Genomic DNA, 17,260 nt, shown 5'->3' on the forward strand with positions numbered 1-17,260 from the left:
CCCACTTTATAGACTCAGCAGTGTTAGCTTGAGGGATGCCGCGCATGCCACAATTGAGCGCTGCTGGGTTTCTTCATATAGCTGTAGTTCATCAATTACCGTGGCTCCCAGCGCCCGCTGGAAATCCTGCTTGCTGGAGTGCCCCGCAAACTGGCTGTGACCACTGTCCCCTAAATTTGATTGAAAAATACCTGCTGCGCTGACGGGGAGAAAATCCTCATAAACTAACGGCTCATATTGGATAAATTCCCCGTCAATCAATTGGTCTAATGTCAGGTTTTGCATTGATTCAGTAAGGGTACTTAGCCCTCTCTCGGTAGGGAAATAGCGAAAGAAAGCGAGCTGTTCAGCGCGCATTGTCGGGTAGTCATCTGGGAACTGGCTAAATTTCTCCTTGAGAATCGCCATGTATTGCAGGGCATTTTTTTCATTTACGGGAACCTGTAGTTGATCTTGTGCCGCCTGTAGCAGGCAGTCATAGAGATTACGCCCCTTCGCTGTCAGCGCTGTCCCCCGTTGTTCTATTTCACCAAAACGGGCGGTGTGATGCCCTCGAGTGAGTCGACCATCTGTTGCGACAAACGAAACCTGTTCCTCAAGGGCTTTAAAACTGGTTTGCCGTAATAATATTGGACAGCGGCGCGGAGGTGGCCCTTCGATCACCGCTTTGGGGGTAATCTGATGTTCTGGCATCGCAATTTGTACGGCATCGATATGCAACGTTCGTGGCGTTAGGTGGTTAATATGGGGTCCTTTGAAAGCCACCACATCGGCAATTAAACGATGCTGATCGTGCAGTTGTTGGTAAACATCAGCACTTACTGTCGCTTGATTATGCCAGCGAAATGTCTCTAATGACTGAGCAATAAAGTCATCGGCTTCATTGCTGGTCAGCCCGCCGGAAATTTCATGCTGAGTAATTAATTCGATAGCCCGTGGAGTAAATATCACTCTTTTTGCCAGAATATCGGCAGCTTGTTGCCGCAGCTCTGGTTGTTCAATTAATTCAAGGCGCAATAATGAGGTGAAAATTCTAAATGGGCAGGTTTGCAGCGAAGCTTCATGGACAGCGCGGAATGCCGTCGAGTGAACCGGAACCCCAGCCGGGGCCAGGTCATAATAACCAACAGGCAGCATACCCATCACCGCAAACAGGCGGCGCAGGGTCGCAAGTTCAGCGGCGGTTCCCACTCGGATAGCACCGTGTCGTTCCATGTTCAGGCGCTCAATCTCTCCGGTCCGGCGTAAATGGCGGGTAAGTTCCGGTTGCTGACCCATAGTTTGGTTGTTGATATCAGCAACCAGTTGTAACAAGGCTCCGTATAGCGGCACTTCATCCTGATACATATCCGACATGGCACTGGAGAATCTGGCGCGAATCTCATCGGGGTGGACAAACGGTGGGTGAGTCATAATCGGATAGCTCCTTCATGCTTATTCAGTTTTTAGTCTAGATTGATATCGATAATTAATGGGGTAAGCAGTGGAGAATATTGGTTTTTTATGCGTGGCATCCCATTGATGCTACTTACTGAACTACCTTCCCAGATAAAATAGTTGCGCGGCATGGTATTTTATGAGTTAATAGCCGCTGGCCTGTGCTACAGACCTATTTATGTGTAAGAGTGTTCGAGACTAAAGTAAAGCAGTTCCTCCCAGACGTTATCTTGTTGATGCCGATCCAAAGACGAACCTTCCAGTATCTCTGATAGTAACTCCCATAAGTAATGTTCTGATGCAGGCCCGCTATTACTCATAGCGCGAGTGCCTTATGGCAGATTTAATGTTATTTGAAAGAAGAAGTTGAAGGTGAAGTTTATGTCTAAGAAGACAGGTCAGGTTAAGTGGTTCAACGAAAGCAAAGGTTTTGGTTTTATTGAACAGCATGATGGCGGTAAAGATGTGTTTGTTCACTTCTCCGCGATCGCAACTGATGGTTTCAAAACCTTGGCTGAAGGCCAGCGTGTTGAGTATACCATCCAAGACAGCCCGCGCGGGCCGGCTGCTGCAAACGTTGTTGCTCTGTAATTTAAGAGAAATAATGTTTAGATTATCTTAGAAAGTGATGATGCCGATGTGCTAATCATCGATCTGGATAGCAAAATTCTAAAGCCCGCACTTATGCGGGTTTTTTCATAAAATCAAGCTCATAGAGGTTTAATCAGAAAACTTTAGGATGGGCAACTGCATCTAAACAATAAATAAAAATGAGTTGTTAGGATGCCCAGTAAAAGGAAATTTATTATGACGTTAAAAATGGGTCGCGTGAAATGGTTCAACCAATCAGAAGGTTACGGTTTCATCTCGCCACACGATGGTAGTTTGGATGTGTATGTCAGCAAGACGGCTATCGCCAACACCAAAAATAAATCACTCAGTGAAGGGCAAGACGTTGAATTCTCTACTTATCGTAGTATTCACGGGCCGTCAGCAGCAGATGTGATCGCTTTCTAAGTAAACGACGACGATCAACTCGTTTTCTAAGCAAACGGCTACCTTTTGGTAGCCGTTTGTATTTATACCCTTGGGTATTTTTGGCCTCTATTCGACAGGTTGCTTTGTCGCCGGGCAGCTTTTGCAGGTGCTTCTATTTGTCTTTATGCGGCTTAGTTGCTGAAGTTAGCAAACAGCGCAATAATTTTATGGAATACTTTCATCTCTTACTCGACATGCCCATTTATGTGATGTGAATCACAAAATTCTACTCCTCGCTATTCAACATATCAATAACAAAACCAGCATTTATCCCACGAGATAGCTATCTATATTTACTTATGTAGTTGCTAATTAACATAACTCCTTGTTATTAATCGCTGATAGCGCAGGCAGCATCGGTACAGTTAACCTGCCTCAGCAGATATGGTATCCTCGAGCACTTTCCTGCTGGCTAAACTCCATTCTGGAGGATGTATGGACCACCGTTTACTCGAGATCGTTGCCTGTCCGGTTTGCAACGGCAAGTTGTATTTCAATAAAGAAAACCTTGAATTGGTATGTAAAGCTGACAATCTGGCTTACCCGGTGCGCGATGGTATTCCGGTATTGTTGGAGAATGAAGCCCGCCCACTGTCAATTGATGAGAAGCACGCATGAGTTTCATCGCTATAATTCCCGCTCGATATGCTTCAACCCGGTTACCCGGCAAGCCATTGGCTGATATTGCGGGCAAACCGATGGTAGTTCATGTGATGGAACGAGCAAAGGCGTCGGGCGCGTCACGGGTGATTGTGGCAACAGATCATCCTGAGGTGGTGAGAGCCGTTGAGGCTGCCGGTGGTGAGGTCTGTATGACCCGTACCGATCATCAATCTGGCACCGAGCGCTTAGCCGAAGTTATTGAACTATATGGTTTTGCCGATGATGATATTATCGTAAATGTCCAAGGGGATGAACCTCTGATACCCCCGGTAATTATCCGTCAGGTGGCTGATAATCTGGCCGCTTGTCGTGCTGGCATGGCAACATTAGCGGTGCCGATTGAAAGTAGCGAAGAAGCATTTAACCCTAATGCGGTTAAAGTGGTGATGGATGAGCAAGGCTACGCGCTCTATTTCTCCCGCGCGGCGATCCCATGGGAAAGAGAGCGTTTTGCTCAGTCAAAAGAGACTATCGGTGATTGTTTCTTACGCCATATTGGTATCTATGCTTATCGTGCAGGTTTTATCCGCCGTTATGTTAATTGGGCGCCGAGCAAACTCGAACAAATCGAGCTATTAGAGCAACTTCGAGTACTGTGGTATGGCGAAAAGATCCACGTCGCGGTAGCAAAAGCGATACCCACGGTTGGGGTTGATACTCAGGCTGATCTGGATCGGGTGCGCGCTATCATGCTTCATCAGTAACCATTACGGGCACCGAACTGTTTGCGCCAGGTCCAATTGGGCCTGGCGTTTTTACGTTGTATCCGATAGTTTGATTTTTATTATCAATAATAGTTGATCTGCATTCTGGAAATCTCCCGCCCGTCATCCCATTATGAACCATCAATTTCGCCAGATAATTGGACTGAGCATAATGGAACAACTGAAAGCTGAATTAAGTGTGGTGCTCGGGGAATCTATCACCCGCCTCGAACGTATCAGCGAGCAGCCCTATGCCCACCTGTACGCGATGTATAACCAGCAGGGGCAGGCAATCCCATTACTGGCGAAGAGCTATGTTTGTCAGGGGATTGCACAGCAAGAGGCGTATAAACTTTCCATGCTGGCTCGGGAAGGTGATATCCGGTTACCCACAGTGTACGGACTGGTGATGACCCACCAATCCCCGTATAAAGAAATTCTGTTGATGGAGCGTTTACGTGGTGTTTCGGTGGAGGCACCGACTCGGACGGGGGAGCGCTGGGATGCTTTGATGGATCAGATAGTTGAAGGTGTGCTGGCATGGCACCGCATTGATAGCCACGGTTGTGTGGGTAATGTTGATAGCACCCAGGAAAATGATTGGTTCAGTTGGTATCAGCAACGAGTTGAAGTGTTGTGGGCGACCTTGTCTAATATGAATTCACCGGTTATGACATTGGAAGACCGTGCAATACTTTACCGTGCGAAGGCGTCATTAACGGCACTTTTTGCCGGTTTTGATGACAGCTCAGTGCTGGTGCACGGCAACCTGACTCTCCGCAGCATGTTAAAAGATGCGCGCAGCGATCAGTTGCTAGCGATGCTTAATCCTGGCCCGATGTTGTGGGCTCCACGAGAGTATGACTTGTTCCGCCTCAGCGAAGAGGGCATGCCTAGTCAGCTATTCTATCGTTATCTCAATAAAGCACCGGTCTCTGAATCCTTTGTTGCCCGCCGATGGCTCTATACCCTTTGGGAACTGGTGGCCCGCTTCATCCATACCGGGAATCTGGATCGTGCTGTATTTGATAATGCCGCCAGGCAACTTCTCCCTTGGCTAGATTAATATCCTTCATCTTTCAAGTTGCTGGTGTGTTGGCTGCGCTCAATAACCCGAATCACTTACTGCTCTTGACCTTAAAAAATAAGTAAGCTCATCGGGATTTTTTCCCTTGCCGCCTTCCTGCATTTCGAAATCTATTGGATATTGACGGGTGACAATGAGTTATTAATAGCAAAATTATTCATCCTTGCTATCCCCGCTTAATTTTTGCCACAACAGCCCCAATGTTTCATACCAGGCACGCTCGGTGTGGCCTAAATAAGCCGCTGCTGGAATAGCACGCTCCCAGCTATGCAGTGGCGTGGTGATGGCTAACTGATTTGCAGGCGCGGGGATTGGATGTAACCCAATGGCGGTAAAGAATTTAATCGCTCGGGGCAGATGATTTGCCGAGGTGACCAGCAAAAATGGTTTATTACCCACCAGAGTGGCCACCGCCGCGGCTTCTTCAACGGTATCTTTCGGTTGCTCTAACGCAATAATATTCGCCACCGGAACACCTAAGCTTTCTGCCACCTGAGCTGCTGTTGTTGCACTGCTTTGGTTGTTCGGACCCGCACTGCCAGTAAAAACCATTTTTGCGTTAGGATGTGCACGATACAGCCTGACACCCTCAGTGACTCTTGGCAGGCTATTTGCGAATAAATTGGCGCTTGGTGCCCAATTCGGATTAAACGTGTAGCCGCCACCGAGCACAACAATGTAATCTACCGGGTCGTTTCCCTGATAAGTCGGGTATGACTTTTCCAGTGGCAATAGCAGGCGGTCAGCGACAGGTTGCAGGCTAATAAGCAATAATACCAGCCAACTCAACGCAAAAAGTGTTTTGCCACTTTTCTGCCAGCGGGTAAACCACAATAAAATTAGTGCCAGCCCCATGATGATGAGTAACAAGGGCAGGGGCATTAATAAGCCGCCAACAAACTTTTTTAAGGTGAAAAGCATAAAAATAGGGCCCTTTTGGCTGAAAAACCGGCATTTGGCGCTGATTACAGGCCAAGAGGATTTATTCTAAGTCAGGCTGTGCCAAAATAGCAGGTTGGTAGGCATTCTTTTTACTGTGGCTATTGATTTACCATTATCTATCAAAGCCGTTAAATCAATAGTTATAGCGGAGCAGTTGTTCATGCAGGATCGCAATTTCGATGACATTGCTGAGAAGTTTTCCCGCAATATCTATGGTACGACGAAGGGAATGATTCGCCAGGCGGTGGTTTGGCAAGATATCAGCGGGCTGTTAGCGCAGTTGCCACCACGCCCGTTGCGGATTTTAGATGCAGGTGGTGGCGAAGGGCATATGGCTTGCCAACTGGCGGCATTAGGCCATCAGGTCCTATTATGTGACCTGTCAGCGGAGATGATCCAGCGCGCGAAGGCCGCTGCCTTGGAAAAAGGTGTGAGCCACAACATGCAATTTGTACAAAGTGCGGCTCAGGACATCACCCATCATTTAGAACAGCCGGTTGATCTGATATTGTTCCATGCGGTTTTAGAATGGATTGCAGAGCCTCAACACGTTCTGCAAATACTCTTTAATGCGTTGACTCCCGGCGGCGCGCTCTCATTGATGTTTTTCAATGCCAATGGATTGGTGATGCGTAATGCGGTATTGGGTAACTTTCAGTTGGCGTTACCGGGTGTAAAAAGGCGTAGGCAGCGTTCGCTATCGCCGCAATACCCTTTAGATCCACCAACGGTATATGGTTGGCTTGAGCAAATGGGTTTATCCATTAGCGGTAAGACGGGAGTACGGGTGTTTCACGATTACATGAAAAATAAACAGCAACAAGTTGATGAGTTTGCTGAATTATTGGCGTTGGAACAGCGCTATTGCCGGCAGGAGCCCTTTATCAGCCTGGGGCGCTACGTGCATGTCATGGCGTTTAAGCCAAATCTGAAGGACCCATTATGAGTGACTTTTCCCAGACAGTACCCGAACTGGTCGCCTGGGCGCGGAAAAATGACTTTTCGATTACTCTGCCCACCGATCGTTTGGCCTTTCTTTTAGCTATTGCCACGTTAAACGGTGAGCGGCTGGATGGCGAAATGAGTGAAGGGGAGTTAGTTGATGCATTTCGCCACGTCTGCAAAGGTTTTGAGCAGACCCATGAAACCGTGGCCGTGCGCGCGAATAATGCTATCAATGACATGGTGCGCCAGCGGTTACTCAACCGCTTTACCAGTGAAATTGCCGATGGTAATGCGATTTACCGCCTGACGCCGTTAGGCATTGGTATCACTGACTACTATATCCGGCAGCGCGAATTCTCCACCCTGCGCCTGTCAATGCAGTTATCGATTGTCGCACAAGAGCTACAACGGGCGGCAGAAGCAGCCGAAGAGGGGGGGGATGAATTCCACTGGCATCGTAATGTTTTTGCCCCGCTAAAATATTCAGTTGCTGAAATTTTCGACAGCATTGATATGACGCAACGCTTGATGGACGAGCAGCAACATAGTGTGAAGGAAGATATCGCCGCGTTGCTGAATCAGGATTGGCGGGCGGCTATTGCCAGTTGTGAAATGCTGTTGTCAGAAACATCCGGCACACTGCGTGAATTACAAGATACGCTGGAAGCGGCAGGTGATAAACTTCAGGCTAACCTGTTACGTATTCAAGAAGCCACTATCGGCAATGCGGGTCTGGATCTGGTGGATAAGTTGGTCTTTGATTTACAAAGTAAACTTGACCGCATTATCAGTTGGGGTCAGCAGGCGATTGACCTGTGGATCGGCTATGACCGCCACGTGCATAAGTTTATCCGTACTGCGATTGATATGGATAAAAACCGTGTCTTCGCCCAACGCTTGCGCCAGTCAGTTCAGAATTATTTTGATAGCCCATGGACTCTCACCTATGCCAACGCTGATCGCTTGCTGGATATGCGCGATGAAGAACTGGCGTTGCGCAGTGAGGAAGTTACCGGGGAGCTGCCACCGGATCTGGAATTTGAAGAATTTAATGAGATCCGTGAGCAATTAGCCGCCCTGATTGAGCAGGCGTTGTTGGTATACCAGCAACAAAAGATGCCACTTAATCTGGGGGAAGTGATGCGCGACTACCTCGCGCAATATCCGCGTGCTCGTCATTTCGACGTGGCTCGTATCCTGGTCGACCAGGCAGTTCGCCTTGGTGTGGCCGAAGCCGATTTCTCAGGGTTACCAGCAGAATGGTTGGCAATCAATGATTACGGAGCCAAGGTGCAGGCACATGTCATCAACAAATATTGAAGTAGTAATGCCCGTTAAACTGGCTCAGGCATTGGCCAACTCACTGTTTCCAGCACTTGACAGCCAGTTACGTGCCGGTCGTCATATCGGGATTGATGAACTGGATAATCATGCTTTCCTGATGGATTTTCAGGAGCAACTGGAAGAGTTTTATACCCGTTATAACGTGGAGTTAATCCGTGCACCGGAAGGTTTCTTCTATCTGCGTCCCCGTTCTACCACGCTGATTCCACGCTCGGTGCTATCTGAGCTGGATATGATGGTTGGCAAGATCCTTTGTTATCTGTATCTCAGCCCTGAACGTTTGGCCCATGAAGGCATTTTCGCGCAGCACGAATTATACGAAGAGCTGCTAAGTCTGGCCGATGAGAGCAAATTGCTGAAGTTTGTTAACCAGCGCTCAACCGGGTCGGATTTGGATAAACAGAAGTTGCAGGAAAAAGTACGAACCTCACTTAACCGGCTGCGTCGGTTGGGGATGATCTACTTTATGGGCAATGACAGCAGCAAGTTTCGTATCACTGAAGCGGTATTCCGCTTTGGTGCTGATGTGCGTAGCGGCGATGACCCACGGGAAGCCCAGTTACGCATGATCCGTGATGGCGAGGCCATGGCGGTGGAAAACAGTCTGTCACTCCATGATGAAAGCGATGAAACTGACATCACCATGGGTAATGCAGCGGACAGTGCAGAGGATGAACAGGAATGATTGAACGCGGTAAATTTCGCTCGCTGACCTTGGTTAACTGGAATGGTTTTTTTGCCCGGACATTCGATCTTGATGAGCTGGTAACCACTTTATCTGGCGGCAATGGTGCGGGTAAATCCACCACTATGGCCGCTTTCGTTACAGCACTGATTCCTGACCTGACACTGCTGCACTTTCGTAACACCACCGAAGCCGGTGCCACCAGTGGTTCTCGTGATAAAGGTCTGCACGGCAAATTGCGGGCCGGGGTCTGTTATTCAACGCTGGATGTCGTCAACTCCCGCCACCAACGTGTGGTTGTCGGGGTGCGGTTGCAACAAGTGGCAGGGCGTGACCGCAAGGTTGATATTAAGCCTTTCACCATTCAGGGGCTGCCGACGGCTATCCAACCTACCCAGATTCTTACAGAGGTGGTGGGTGAGCGTCAGGCGCGCGTCCTGTCATTACAAGAGCTGAAAGAGCGCGTCGAAGCGATGGAAGGGGTGCAGTTCAAGCAATTTAACTCCATCACTGACTACCACTCGCTGATGTTTGATTTGGGTGTGATTCCAAAGCGTTTACGCTCTTCTGCCGATCGCAGCAAATTTTACCGTTTGATAGAAGCATCGTTGTACGGTGGTATTTCCAGCGCGATTACCCGCTCACTGCGTGATTACTTATTGCCAGAAAACAGCGGCGTGCGGAAAGCCTTCCAGGATATGGAAGCGGCATTGCGTGAAAACCGTATGACCCTTGAGGCTATTCGTGTCACTCAATCTGATCGTGATCTGTTTAAGCATCTGATTTCAGAGGCAACGTCCTACGTTGCTGCTGACTATATGCGTCATGCCAATGAGCGGCGGATCCATCTTGATGGCGCATTGGTATTGCGCCGTGACTTGCTGACCAGCCGCAAGCAATTGGTGACTGAGCAGTATCGTCATGTGGAAATGTCGCGAGAATTAGCCGAGCAAAGCAGTGCGGAATCGGATCTGGAAACAGATTATCAGGCGGCCAGTGACCACCTGAGTCTGGTGCAGACCGCCATGCGCCAGCAGGAAAAGATCGAGCGCTACCAGAGTGATTTGGAAGAGTTGACTTACCGGCTGGAAGAGCAAAATGAAGTTGTCGCCGAGGCCAGCGAGCAGCAGGCCGATAACGAAGCCCGTGCTGAAGCTGCTGAGTTGGAGGTGGACGAACTGAAAAGTCAGTTGGCCGATTACCAGCAAGCGCTGGACGTTCAACAGACCCGTGCTATCCAATATCAGCAAGCCTTACAGGCTTTGGAACGCGCGCGCGCACTGTGTCAGTTGCCAGAATTAACTGCCGATAATGCCGAAGAGTGGCTAGAAACCTTCCATGCCAAAGAGCAGGAAGCGACTGAATCTTTATTACAACTTGAGCAAAAACTGAGTGTTGCTGATGCTGCGCACAGCCAATTTGAGCAAGCTTATCAGTTAGTGGTGGCTATCGCCGGCGAGGTCAGTCGCAGTGAAGCCTGGCAAACTGCGCGGGAATTGTTGCGTGACTGGCCGTCTCAACAACATTTGGCTGAACGTGTGCAACCATTGCGGATGCGTTTGTCAGAGCTGGAACAGCGTTTACGTGCTCAGCAAGACGCAGAGCGCTTGCTGCAAGAGTTCTGTAAACGTCAGGGGCAAGTATACCAGCCGGAGGAGTTGGAAGAGTTGCAGCGTGAGCTGGAGTCACAGGTTGAAGAGCTCTCTCTCAACGTCAGTGATGCTGGTGAGCGGCGCATGGAAATGCGTCAGGAACTCGAGCAAATTAAGCTCAAAATTCAAGAGCTGACGGCGCGTGCGCCAGTCTGGTTGGCGGCACAAGATGCGCTGAGTCAACTCAGCGAACAGAGCGGTGAGGCGCTGGAGGATAGCCGTCAGGTTACCGAACACATGCAGCAACTGCTGGAGCGTGAACGCGAAACCACGGTGGAGCGCGATGAAGTTGCCGCAAGCAAACGTGCTGTTGATACGCAAATTGAGCGGTTAAGTCAGCCAAGTGGTGCTGAAGATGCGCGGATGATTGCTTTGGCCGAACGCTTCGGTGGTGTGTTGCTCTCCGAGATTTATGACGATGTTACCATCGATGATGCGCCATACTTCTCCGCGCTGTATGGCCCATCGCGCCACGGTATCGTGGTACCGGACTTGTCACTAGTGCGGGATCAACTACAGGGGTTAGAAGACTGCCCGGAAGACCTCTATCTTATCGAGGGTGACCCGCAATCATTTGATGACAGTGTATTTGCCGTTGAAGAGCATGAAAAAGCAGTAGTGGTTAAAATTGCGGATCGCCAGTGGCGTTACTCCCGTTATCCAGAACTGCCGCTGTTTGGCCGCGCTGCCCGTGAGAACCGGCTGGAAGCACTGTATCAAGAGCGTGACAGCCTGGCTGAGCGTTATGCTACGTTGTCATTTGATGTGCAAAAAACGCAACGCTTGCATCAAGCATTCAGCCGTTTTATCGGTTCTCATCTGGCCGTGGCATTTGATGCAGATCCTGAAGCTGAAATTCGTTTACTCAATACCCGTCGTGGTGAAATAGAGCGAGCTCTGAGTGCACACGAAGAAAGCAACCAGCAGCAGCGCCAGCAATTTGAACAGGCTAAAGAGGGGATTTCAGCCCTTAACCGCTTGATCCCACTGATTTCATTGCTACTTGATGATACGTTGACTGACCGTGTCGAAGAGATAACTGAAGAATCGGCGCAAGCGCAAGAGGCGGCTCGCCATATTCAGAAGCATGGCGCTTCCCTGACTAAACTTGAACCGCTGTTAGCGGTATTACAAAGTGACCCGCAACAACACGAACAGTTGCAGGAAAACTATGTATTGGCGCAAAACAGCCAGCGTCAGGCTAAACAGCAAGCTTTTGCACTGACTGAAGTTGTTCAGCGTCGTGCGCACTTTAGCTATACCGATTCTGCGGGCATGTTGACGGAGAACTCTGATCTCAACGATAAACTGCGCCAGCGTTTGGAGCAGGCGGAAGCAGAACGCACTCGCGCTCGTGAGCAGTTACGTCAGTATCAAGCGCAATTTACCCAGTATAATCAGGTGCTAGCGTCGTTAAAAAGTTCTTATGACGCCAAGCGTGACATGCTGAAAGAGTTAAGTCAGGAACTGGTGGATATCGGTGTTCAGGCTGATGCTAATGCAGAAGCCCGTGCTCGTACCCGCCGTGACGAGTTGCATGCGGCATTAAGTACTAACCGTTCACGCCGTAATCAGTTGGAAAAACAGCTAACCTTCTGTGAAGCTGAGATGGATAGCCTCCAGAAGAAACTGCGCAAGCTGGAACGAGATTATCATCAGATCCGTGAACAAGTCGTCAATGCCAAAGCAGGTTGGTGTGCGGTGATGCGGATGGTGAAAGATAATGGCGTTGAGCGTCGTTTGCATCGCCGCGAACTGGCCTATATGGACGGTGACGAGCTGCGTTCTATGTCGGATAAAGCCTTGGGTGCTCTGCGTCTGGCGGTGGCTGATAATGAACATCTGCGCGATGTGCTGCGTTTGTCTGAAGATCCGAAACGGCCTGAGCGTAAGATTCAGTTCTATATCGCGGTCTACCAACATCTGCGTGAACGTATTCGTCAGGATATTATTCGCACTGATGATCCGGTTGAAGCCATTGAACAGATGGAGATTGAACTGGGCCGTTTGACCGAAGAATTAACCGCTCGCGAACAGAAGCTGGCAATCAGTTCCAAAAGTGTATCGAATATTATCCGTAAAACTATTCAGCGCGAACAGAACCGCATCCGTATGCTGAATCAGGGTTTGCAAGCGGTGTCATTTGGTCAGGTCAAGAGCGTGCGGCTGAATGTGAATGTACGTGAAGCTCACGCGACCTTGCTCGATGTGCTATCCGAGCAGCAAGAGCAGCATCAGGATCTGTTTAATAGCAATCGTCTGACCTTCTCCGAAGCATTGGCAAAACTGTACCAGCGGTTGAACCCACAAATGGATATGGGGCAGCGCTTGCCGCAGACCATCGGTGAAGAACTGCTTGATTACCGTAACTATCTGGAACTGGAAGTCGAAGTTTATCGCGGTTCAGATGGCTGGCTGCGGGCAGAAAGCGGCGCATTGTCAACCGGTGAGGCTATTGGTACCGGTATGTCAATACTGGTCATGGTGGTACAGAGTTGGGAAGAAGAGTCACGTCGTCTGCGCGGCAAAGATATTTCCCCTTGCCGTTTGCTGTTCCTCGATGAAGCGGCGCGTTTGGATGCCAAATCTATCGCGACATTATTTGAACTGTGCGAGCGGCTGGAAATGCAATTAATAATTGCAGCACCAGAAAATATCAGCCCGGAAAAAGGGACAACCTATAAGTTGGTACGAAAAGTCTTCCAAAATCATGAGCATGTACATGTGGTTGGCTTACGAGGTTTTGCCAATGAAATACCAACATTGCCGCCGATACCTGCCGAGATACAACCCGGCGGTTAATTATTGTTCAGAAAGAAGGCGGCAATAATTAATCCGATTAAATGGTCGCTAACTAGCGGCCATTTTTATTTCTTCCACACCTTAGGGTTATATTTTATAACCACTGGAAATCTGTTAGCGTAACGTAAATGGTTAAATTTATATCGTTGACCACGCAAGGGGCAGTTCTGTTTGTATAATAATGATGAAAACCCGAAACTATTGAAGTGGTAGCCAACGAACAAATCTCGTTGAACTGATCGACGCTCAGGGATTCGGGTGCCAGAGCAGCAACAATGCTGCGGCTTCAGGGAAGAAGGGTAACGACAGACTATGACGTACTTAGATAAGCATACCGGGGGCATAGAATGTCGATAGGGAAACGAAATCCGCAACGCGCATTAGCATTATACTGCGCTTTAATTTATAGCCTGATGCCGATATTTACAGCATCAGCCACGGCACCTGTCATGCCGTTAGACTCATCCTCAGCGCTGCCTATGAGTGGTACGACAATGTCGGTCGCACAAAGCCGCTCACAGTTATTATCAGTGCTGCCTAAAACGGTGACACCTTTCTATGCTTCTGAGTTGGCATTACTTTATGCCGCCAACCGTATGCAACCGATGTGGCAGGATAGAACTGCGGTGCAGCATTTTCAGCAGCAATTAGCTGAAGTGGCACTCTCCGGTCTCCAGCCGCAATTTATGCAGTGGGTAAAATGGCTGAGTGACCCTGACATTACCGGTCAAGCTCGCGATGTTATTTTGTCGGATGCCATGCTGGGATACTTGCACTTTATTTCAGGTGTTGGCGCTAACGGTAGTGTCTGGTTATACAGCAATGTGCCATACAAAATGGCGATGCCGCCGGTTACTATTTTAAATCGTTGGCAGCAAGCGGTGCATGAAGGGACCACCGCACCCTATCTGGCATCGCTGGCCCCCCAACATCCTCAATACGACAAAATGCATCAGGCATTGAAACTGATGCTGGCAGACCGCCAGCCATGGCCACAGATGTCTAATGGCCCCAGCCTGCGCCCAGGTCAGTTAAGTGACGATATTCCAGCGCTACGGGAAATCCTAGACAGAACGGGCATGCTACACCCCATTGCATCTGAACCGGCCAAAGTCCCAGAGGTTATCCCGGTGGATAATCCAGCAGTAGCCGTGGTCAATGATGATCTCTCGGTTGATGAAGAAAAGAGCCGTGCTCAGGCTCACAGTTTAGTGGTTAGCCCTTCAGCGGCACCCGTGGCCGACGTTCCTGTTACCGGTGGGGTTGTAGCGTCGCCATCAGCGCCGCTCACCACAACTATAACCGACAATGTTTATACGCCTGAGTTGGTGGAAGCCGTTAAACGTTTTCAACAGTGGCATGGGCTAAGTGATGATGGTGTTATTGGTGTCCGAACTCGTGAATGGTTGAATGTCTCACCACAAACGCGGGCAACATTATTGGCATTGAATATTCAGCGGTTGCGTATTTTACCGGGACACGTCGATAACGGCATTATGGTTAATATCCCAAACTATTCGCTTAATTATTATAAGAATGGTGCTGAGGTTCTCTCATCGCGGGTGATTGTTGGCCGTCCAAGCCGCAAGACACCGTTGATGAGCAGTGCGTTAAATAATGTGGTGGTCAATCCGCCGTGGAATGTACCAACGTCTCTGGTGCGCCAGGATATCGTACCCAAAGCACGCTATGACGCCGGCTATTTCCAGCGTCATGGTTATACCGTTCTGTCTGGTTGGAGTAATGAGGCTGAAGTTGTTGATCCATCGATGATCGATTGGAGCATGATTTCGCCTAATAACTTCCCGTACCGTCTGCGTCAGGCACCAGGTGCCAGCAATTCATTAGGGCGCTTCAAATTCAATATGCCAAGCTCTGATGCTATCTACTTACATGACACGCCGAACCATGGTCTGTTCCAGAAAGATATCCGTGCATTAAGTTCCGGCTGTGTCCGCGTCAATAAAGCCTCGGATCTGGCAAATATGTTATTGCAAGATGCTGGCTGGAATGATGCGCGGGTTTCCTCAACGTTAAAACAAGGCGATACCACCTACGTGAATATTCGCCAACGTGTCCCGGTGCAATTGTATTACCTGACAGCATGGGTAGCGGATGACGGTAGGCCACAATTTAGAACAGATATTTACAATTATGATAAGACGGTGAGATCCGGTGCACAAATCTCACCTCAGGCTGAACTTTTAATGCAATAAATGCAGTAAAACTCAATAACTAATGGTCTTAATATCGGGTTGTCGTAGGGGGCCCCAAATTGGGGTTCTCTATAACCGAACTTAAACGCACAGCGAGTGCGGGCCGAATGCGGGTTGACTGGTTTTCCGTAGGCGGTTATGGTTCGGGACGGCACATTTGGTTAGTGCTTTCTTTTGACATTCTTGCCGGGTATTAACAGAGATCATGGATAAAATTGATAATTATCGCCGTAAATGGCTAACGTTAGGCGGGGCAGCGCTGGGTATATCGCTGCTTCCAGGGCAGGCATTTGCCACCCTTTCTACTCCTCGCCCACGGATCTTGACCCTGAATAACCTCAATACAGGCGAGTCCATAAAAGCCGAATTTTTTGATGGTCGGGGCTATAACAAAGATGAACTTTCCCGCTTAAACCATCTCTTTCGCGATTATCGGGCCAATAAGGTAAAAACTATCGACCCACGCCTGTTTGATCAACTATACCGCCTGCAAGGGCTTCTTGGCACAACTAAACCGGTGCAGCTTATTTCCGGGTACCGCTCACTTGATACCAATAATGAACTGCGCGAACGCAGCCGTGGTGTGGCCAAACACAGTTTCCACACGCAAGGGCGGGCAATGGATTTTCATATTGAAGGTATTCAATTGAGTAATATCCGCAAAGCAGCATTAAAAATGCGTGCAGGTGGTGTAGGATATTACCCTCGCAGTAACTTTGTACATATTGATACTGGGCCGACAAGAACCTGGTAGCAGACATTTTTATGCCAATGCATTGAATCATACCTAACAGATTTCAAATTGTAGGGCGGTGGCAAGCAAGTGCCAAATCGGTCAGAGTGGGTTTGAATAGCACTTATGCCAGCCACAGGGCGAGCCTCAAAGTCCTGGCTCGCTAATCTCGATAAACTGATGCTATCAGTGATTCGGGTAAACGACCGCAGCCCATACAGATGTATGGTTGAAAGATGATAGGTATATTGCCAGTTGCATTTGGGGTGGAGTTTTATGAAATATCAAATTATTCCGGTGACGGCCTTTAGCCAGAACTGCACTTTAATCTGGTGTGAAGCCACAAAGCAGGCCGCATTGGTAGACCCTGGTGGTGATGCAGCCAAGATCATTGCTGAAGTTGCACGTCAGGGGGTAAAGGTCAGCCAGATTTTGTTGACTCACGGCCATCTGGATCATGTGGGTGCTGCTGCTGAGTTAGCCGCTCATTTTGATATCCCGATTTATGGCCCTGAAAAAGAAGATACGTTCTGGTTGGAAGGGCTACCGGCGCAGAGCAGAATGTTTGGTTTGAGCGAATGTGAAGCTTTTACCCCAACCCGTTGGTTGACCGAGGGTGACAAAATCACTGTTGGTGAAGTGGAGTTATCGGTATTGCATTGCCCTGGGCATACGCCAGGTCACATTGTCTTCATTGACCAACAGGGGCGTCTGGCACTGGTCGGTGATGTTATCTTTAACGGTGGTGTTGGGCGTAGTGATTTCCCACGCGGTGATCACCAACAACTGATTAACTCCATTCGGACTAAATTGTTGCCTTTAGGTGATGACATAACGTTTATTCCCGGTCATGGTCCAATGTCTACGTTAGGCCATGAACGGCAGACTAACCCGTTTATACGTGAAGAACCGGCTATTTGGTGATGTCGACATCATAAACAGCTAGAATTTCAAAGAAGGCACCGTCTGGTGCCTTTTTACGTTATATTGAATAAGTGATTTACATATTTTT

The 17,260-nt window shown here is 48.9% G+C and carries 14 protein-coding genes and 1 pseudogene; 13 read left to right on the forward strand and 2 right to left on the reverse strand.

What is annotated here, in order from left to right; translation table 11 throughout:
• Positions 1 to 6: 6 nt before the first annotated feature.
• Positions 7 to 1,413 carry a DUF1338 domain-containing protein gene (locus tag A6J66_003040; protein PNM23257.1) on the reverse strand — a complete coding sequence of 469 codons (1,407 nt, stop codon included), beginning with the start codon at positions 1,411 to 1,413 and terminating at the stop codon, positions 7 to 9.
• A gap of 405 nt (positions 1,414 to 1,818) precedes the next feature.
• Between A6J66_003040 and A6J66_003045 the strand changes: the two genes are divergently transcribed.
• The 6 genes and pseudogenes from A6J66_003045 to A6J66_003070 all read left to right on the forward strand — a co-directional run bounded on the left by A6J66_003045 (position 1,819) and on the right by A6J66_003070 (position 5,109).
• Positions 1,819 to 2,028, forward strand: coding sequence for a cold-shock protein (locus A6J66_003045; GenBank protein ID PNM23258.1), 210 nt, complete (start codon positions 1,819 to 1,821; stop codon positions 2,026 to 2,028).
• Between the two features lie 216 nt (positions 2,029 to 2,244).
• Positions 2,245 to 2,454 (forward strand): cold-shock protein, encoded by a 210-nt coding sequence (locus tag A6J66_003050; GenBank protein ID PNM23259.1) that lies wholly within the window; start codon positions 2,245 to 2,247, stop codon positions 2,452 to 2,454.
• A gap of 456 nt (positions 2,455 to 2,910) precedes the next feature.
• Positions 2,911 to 3,093, forward strand: a complete 183-nt coding sequence (locus A6J66_003055; GenBank protein ID PNM23260.1) for a hypothetical protein — start codon at positions 2,911 to 2,913, stop codon at positions 3,091 to 3,093.
• Positions 3,090 to 3,842 carry a 3-deoxy-manno-octulosonate cytidylyltransferase gene (locus tag A6J66_003060; protein PNM23261.1) on the forward strand — a complete coding sequence of 251 codons (753 nt, stop codon included), beginning with the start codon at positions 3,090 to 3,092 and terminating at the stop codon, positions 3,840 to 3,842. Before A6J66_003055 ends, A6J66_003060 begins: the two co-directional genes overlap by 4 nt.
• A 172-nt stretch (positions 3,843 to 4,014) precedes the next feature.
• Entirely contained in the window at positions 4,015 to 4,908 is an 894-nt protein-coding gene (locus tag A6J66_003065; GenBank protein ID PNM23262.1) for a hypothetical protein, read from the forward strand.
• 18 nt (positions 4,909 to 4,926) lie between these two features.
• Positions 4,927 to 5,109 (forward strand): annotated as a pseudogene (locus A6J66_003070) (hypothetical protein).
• Here A6J66_003070 and A6J66_003075 read toward each other — a convergent pair.
• On the reverse strand, positions 5,083 to 5,850 hold the full coding sequence (locus A6J66_003075; protein PNM23263.1) for an envelope biogenesis factor ElyC: 768 nt from the start codon (positions 5,848 to 5,850) through the stop codon (positions 5,083 to 5,085). The pseudogene A6J66_003070 and the gene A6J66_003075 overlap by 27 nt on opposite strands.
• 181 nt (positions 5,851 to 6,031) lie before the next feature.
• Here A6J66_003075 and A6J66_003080 point away from each other — a divergent pair, with 181 nt between their 5' ends.
• The 7 genes from A6J66_003080 (at position 6,032) to A6J66_003110 (ending at position 17,172) form a co-directional block, all read left to right on the forward strand.
• Positions 6,032 to 6,817 carry a tRNA uridine 5-oxyacetic acid(34) methyltransferase CmoM gene (locus A6J66_003080; protein PNM23264.1) on the forward strand — a complete coding sequence of 262 codons (786 nt, stop codon included), beginning with the start codon at positions 6,032 to 6,034 and terminating at the stop codon, positions 6,815 to 6,817.
• Entirely contained in the window at positions 6,814 to 8,136 is a 1,323-nt protein-coding gene (locus tag A6J66_003085; protein PNM23265.1) for a chromosome partition protein MukF, read from the forward strand. The genes A6J66_003080 and A6J66_003085 overlap by 4 nt, the downstream gene beginning before the upstream one ends.
• On the forward strand, positions 8,117 to 8,845 hold the full coding sequence (locus A6J66_003090) for a chromosome partition protein MukE (GenBank protein ID PNM23266.1): 729 nt from the start codon (positions 8,117 to 8,119) through the stop codon (positions 8,843 to 8,845). Before A6J66_003085 ends, A6J66_003090 begins: the two co-directional genes overlap by 20 nt.
• Positions 8,842 to 13,299 (forward strand): chromosome partition protein MukB, encoded by a 4,458-nt coding sequence (locus A6J66_003095; GenBank protein ID PNM23267.1) that lies wholly within the window; start codon positions 8,842 to 8,844, stop codon positions 13,297 to 13,299. Before A6J66_003090 ends, A6J66_003095 begins: the two co-directional genes overlap by 4 nt.
• Before the next feature lie 347 nt (positions 13,300 to 13,646).
• Positions 13,647 to 15,515 carry a L,D-transpeptidase gene (locus A6J66_003100; GenBank protein PNM23268.1) on the forward strand — a complete coding sequence of 623 codons (1,869 nt, stop codon included), beginning with the start codon at positions 13,647 to 13,649 and terminating at the stop codon, positions 15,513 to 15,515.
• A 205-nt stretch (positions 15,516 to 15,720) separates the two neighbouring features.
• Positions 15,721 to 16,269: a DUF882 domain-containing protein gene (locus A6J66_003105; GenBank protein ID PNM23269.1), complete on the forward strand. Its 549-nt coding sequence runs from the start codon at positions 15,721 to 15,723 to the stop codon at positions 16,267 to 16,269.
• A 255-nt stretch (positions 16,270 to 16,524) separates the two neighbouring features.
• Positions 16,525 to 17,172, forward strand: a complete 648-nt coding sequence (locus tag A6J66_003110; protein PNM23270.1) for a hypothetical protein — start codon at positions 16,525 to 16,527, stop codon at positions 17,170 to 17,172.
• The last annotated feature ends 88 nt before the right edge of the window (positions 17,173 to 17,260 follow it).

The sequence above is a fragment of the Yersinia enterocolitica genome (genome assembly GCA_002082245.2).
Taxonomy (GTDB): Bacteria; Pseudomonadota; Gammaproteobacteria; order Enterobacterales; family Enterobacteriaceae; genus Yersinia; species Yersinia enterocolitica_E.

Excerpts from the sequence above, each read along its gene's own strand:
- A6J66_003075 (PNM23263.1), bottom strand. The coding sequence starts at position 5,850 with ATGCTTTTCACCTTAAAAAAGTTTGTTGGCGGCTTATTAATGCCCCTG.
- A6J66_003045 (PNM23258.1), top strand. The coding sequence starts at position 1,819 with ATGTCTAAGAAGACAGGTCAGGTTAAGTGGTTCAACGAAAGCAAAGGT.
- A6J66_003105 (PNM23269.1), top strand. The coding sequence starts at position 15,721 with ATGGATAAAATTGATAATTATCGCCGTAAATGGCTAACGTTAGGCGGG.
- A6J66_003095 (PNM23267.1), top strand. The coding sequence starts at position 8,842 with ATGATTGAACGCGGTAAATTTCGCTCGCTGACCTTGGTTAACTGGAAT.
- A6J66_003065 (PNM23262.1), top strand. The coding sequence starts at position 4,015 with ATGGAACAACTGAAAGCTGAATTAAGTGTGGTGCTCGGGGAATCTATC.
- A6J66_003040 (PNM23257.1), bottom strand. The coding sequence starts at position 1,413 with ATGACTCACCCACCGTTTGTCCACCCCGATGAGATTCGCGCCAGATTC.
- A6J66_003110 (PNM23270.1), top strand. The coding sequence starts at position 16,525 with ATGAAATATCAAATTATTCCGGTGACGGCCTTTAGCCAGAACTGCACT.
- A6J66_003060 (PNM23261.1), top strand. The coding sequence starts at position 3,090 with ATGAGTTTCATCGCTATAATTCCCGCTCGATATGCTTCAACCCGGTTA.
- A6J66_003090 (PNM23266.1), top strand. The coding sequence starts at position 8,117 with ATGTCATCAACAAATATTGAAGTAGTAATGCCCGTTAAACTGGCTCAG.
- A6J66_003080 (PNM23264.1), top strand. The coding sequence starts at position 6,032 with ATGCAGGATCGCAATTTCGATGACATTGCTGAGAAGTTTTCCCGCAAT.
- A6J66_003100 (PNM23268.1), top strand. The coding sequence starts at position 13,647 with ATGTCGATAGGGAAACGAAATCCGCAACGCGCATTAGCATTATACTGC.
- A6J66_003055 (PNM23260.1), top strand. The coding sequence starts at position 2,911 with ATGGACCACCGTTTACTCGAGATCGTTGCCTGTCCGGTTTGCAACGGC.
- A6J66_003085 (PNM23265.1), top strand. The coding sequence starts at position 6,814 with ATGAGTGACTTTTCCCAGACAGTACCCGAACTGGTCGCCTGGGCGCGG.
- A6J66_003050 (PNM23259.1), top strand. The coding sequence starts at position 2,245 with ATGACGTTAAAAATGGGTCGCGTGAAATGGTTCAACCAATCAGAAGGT.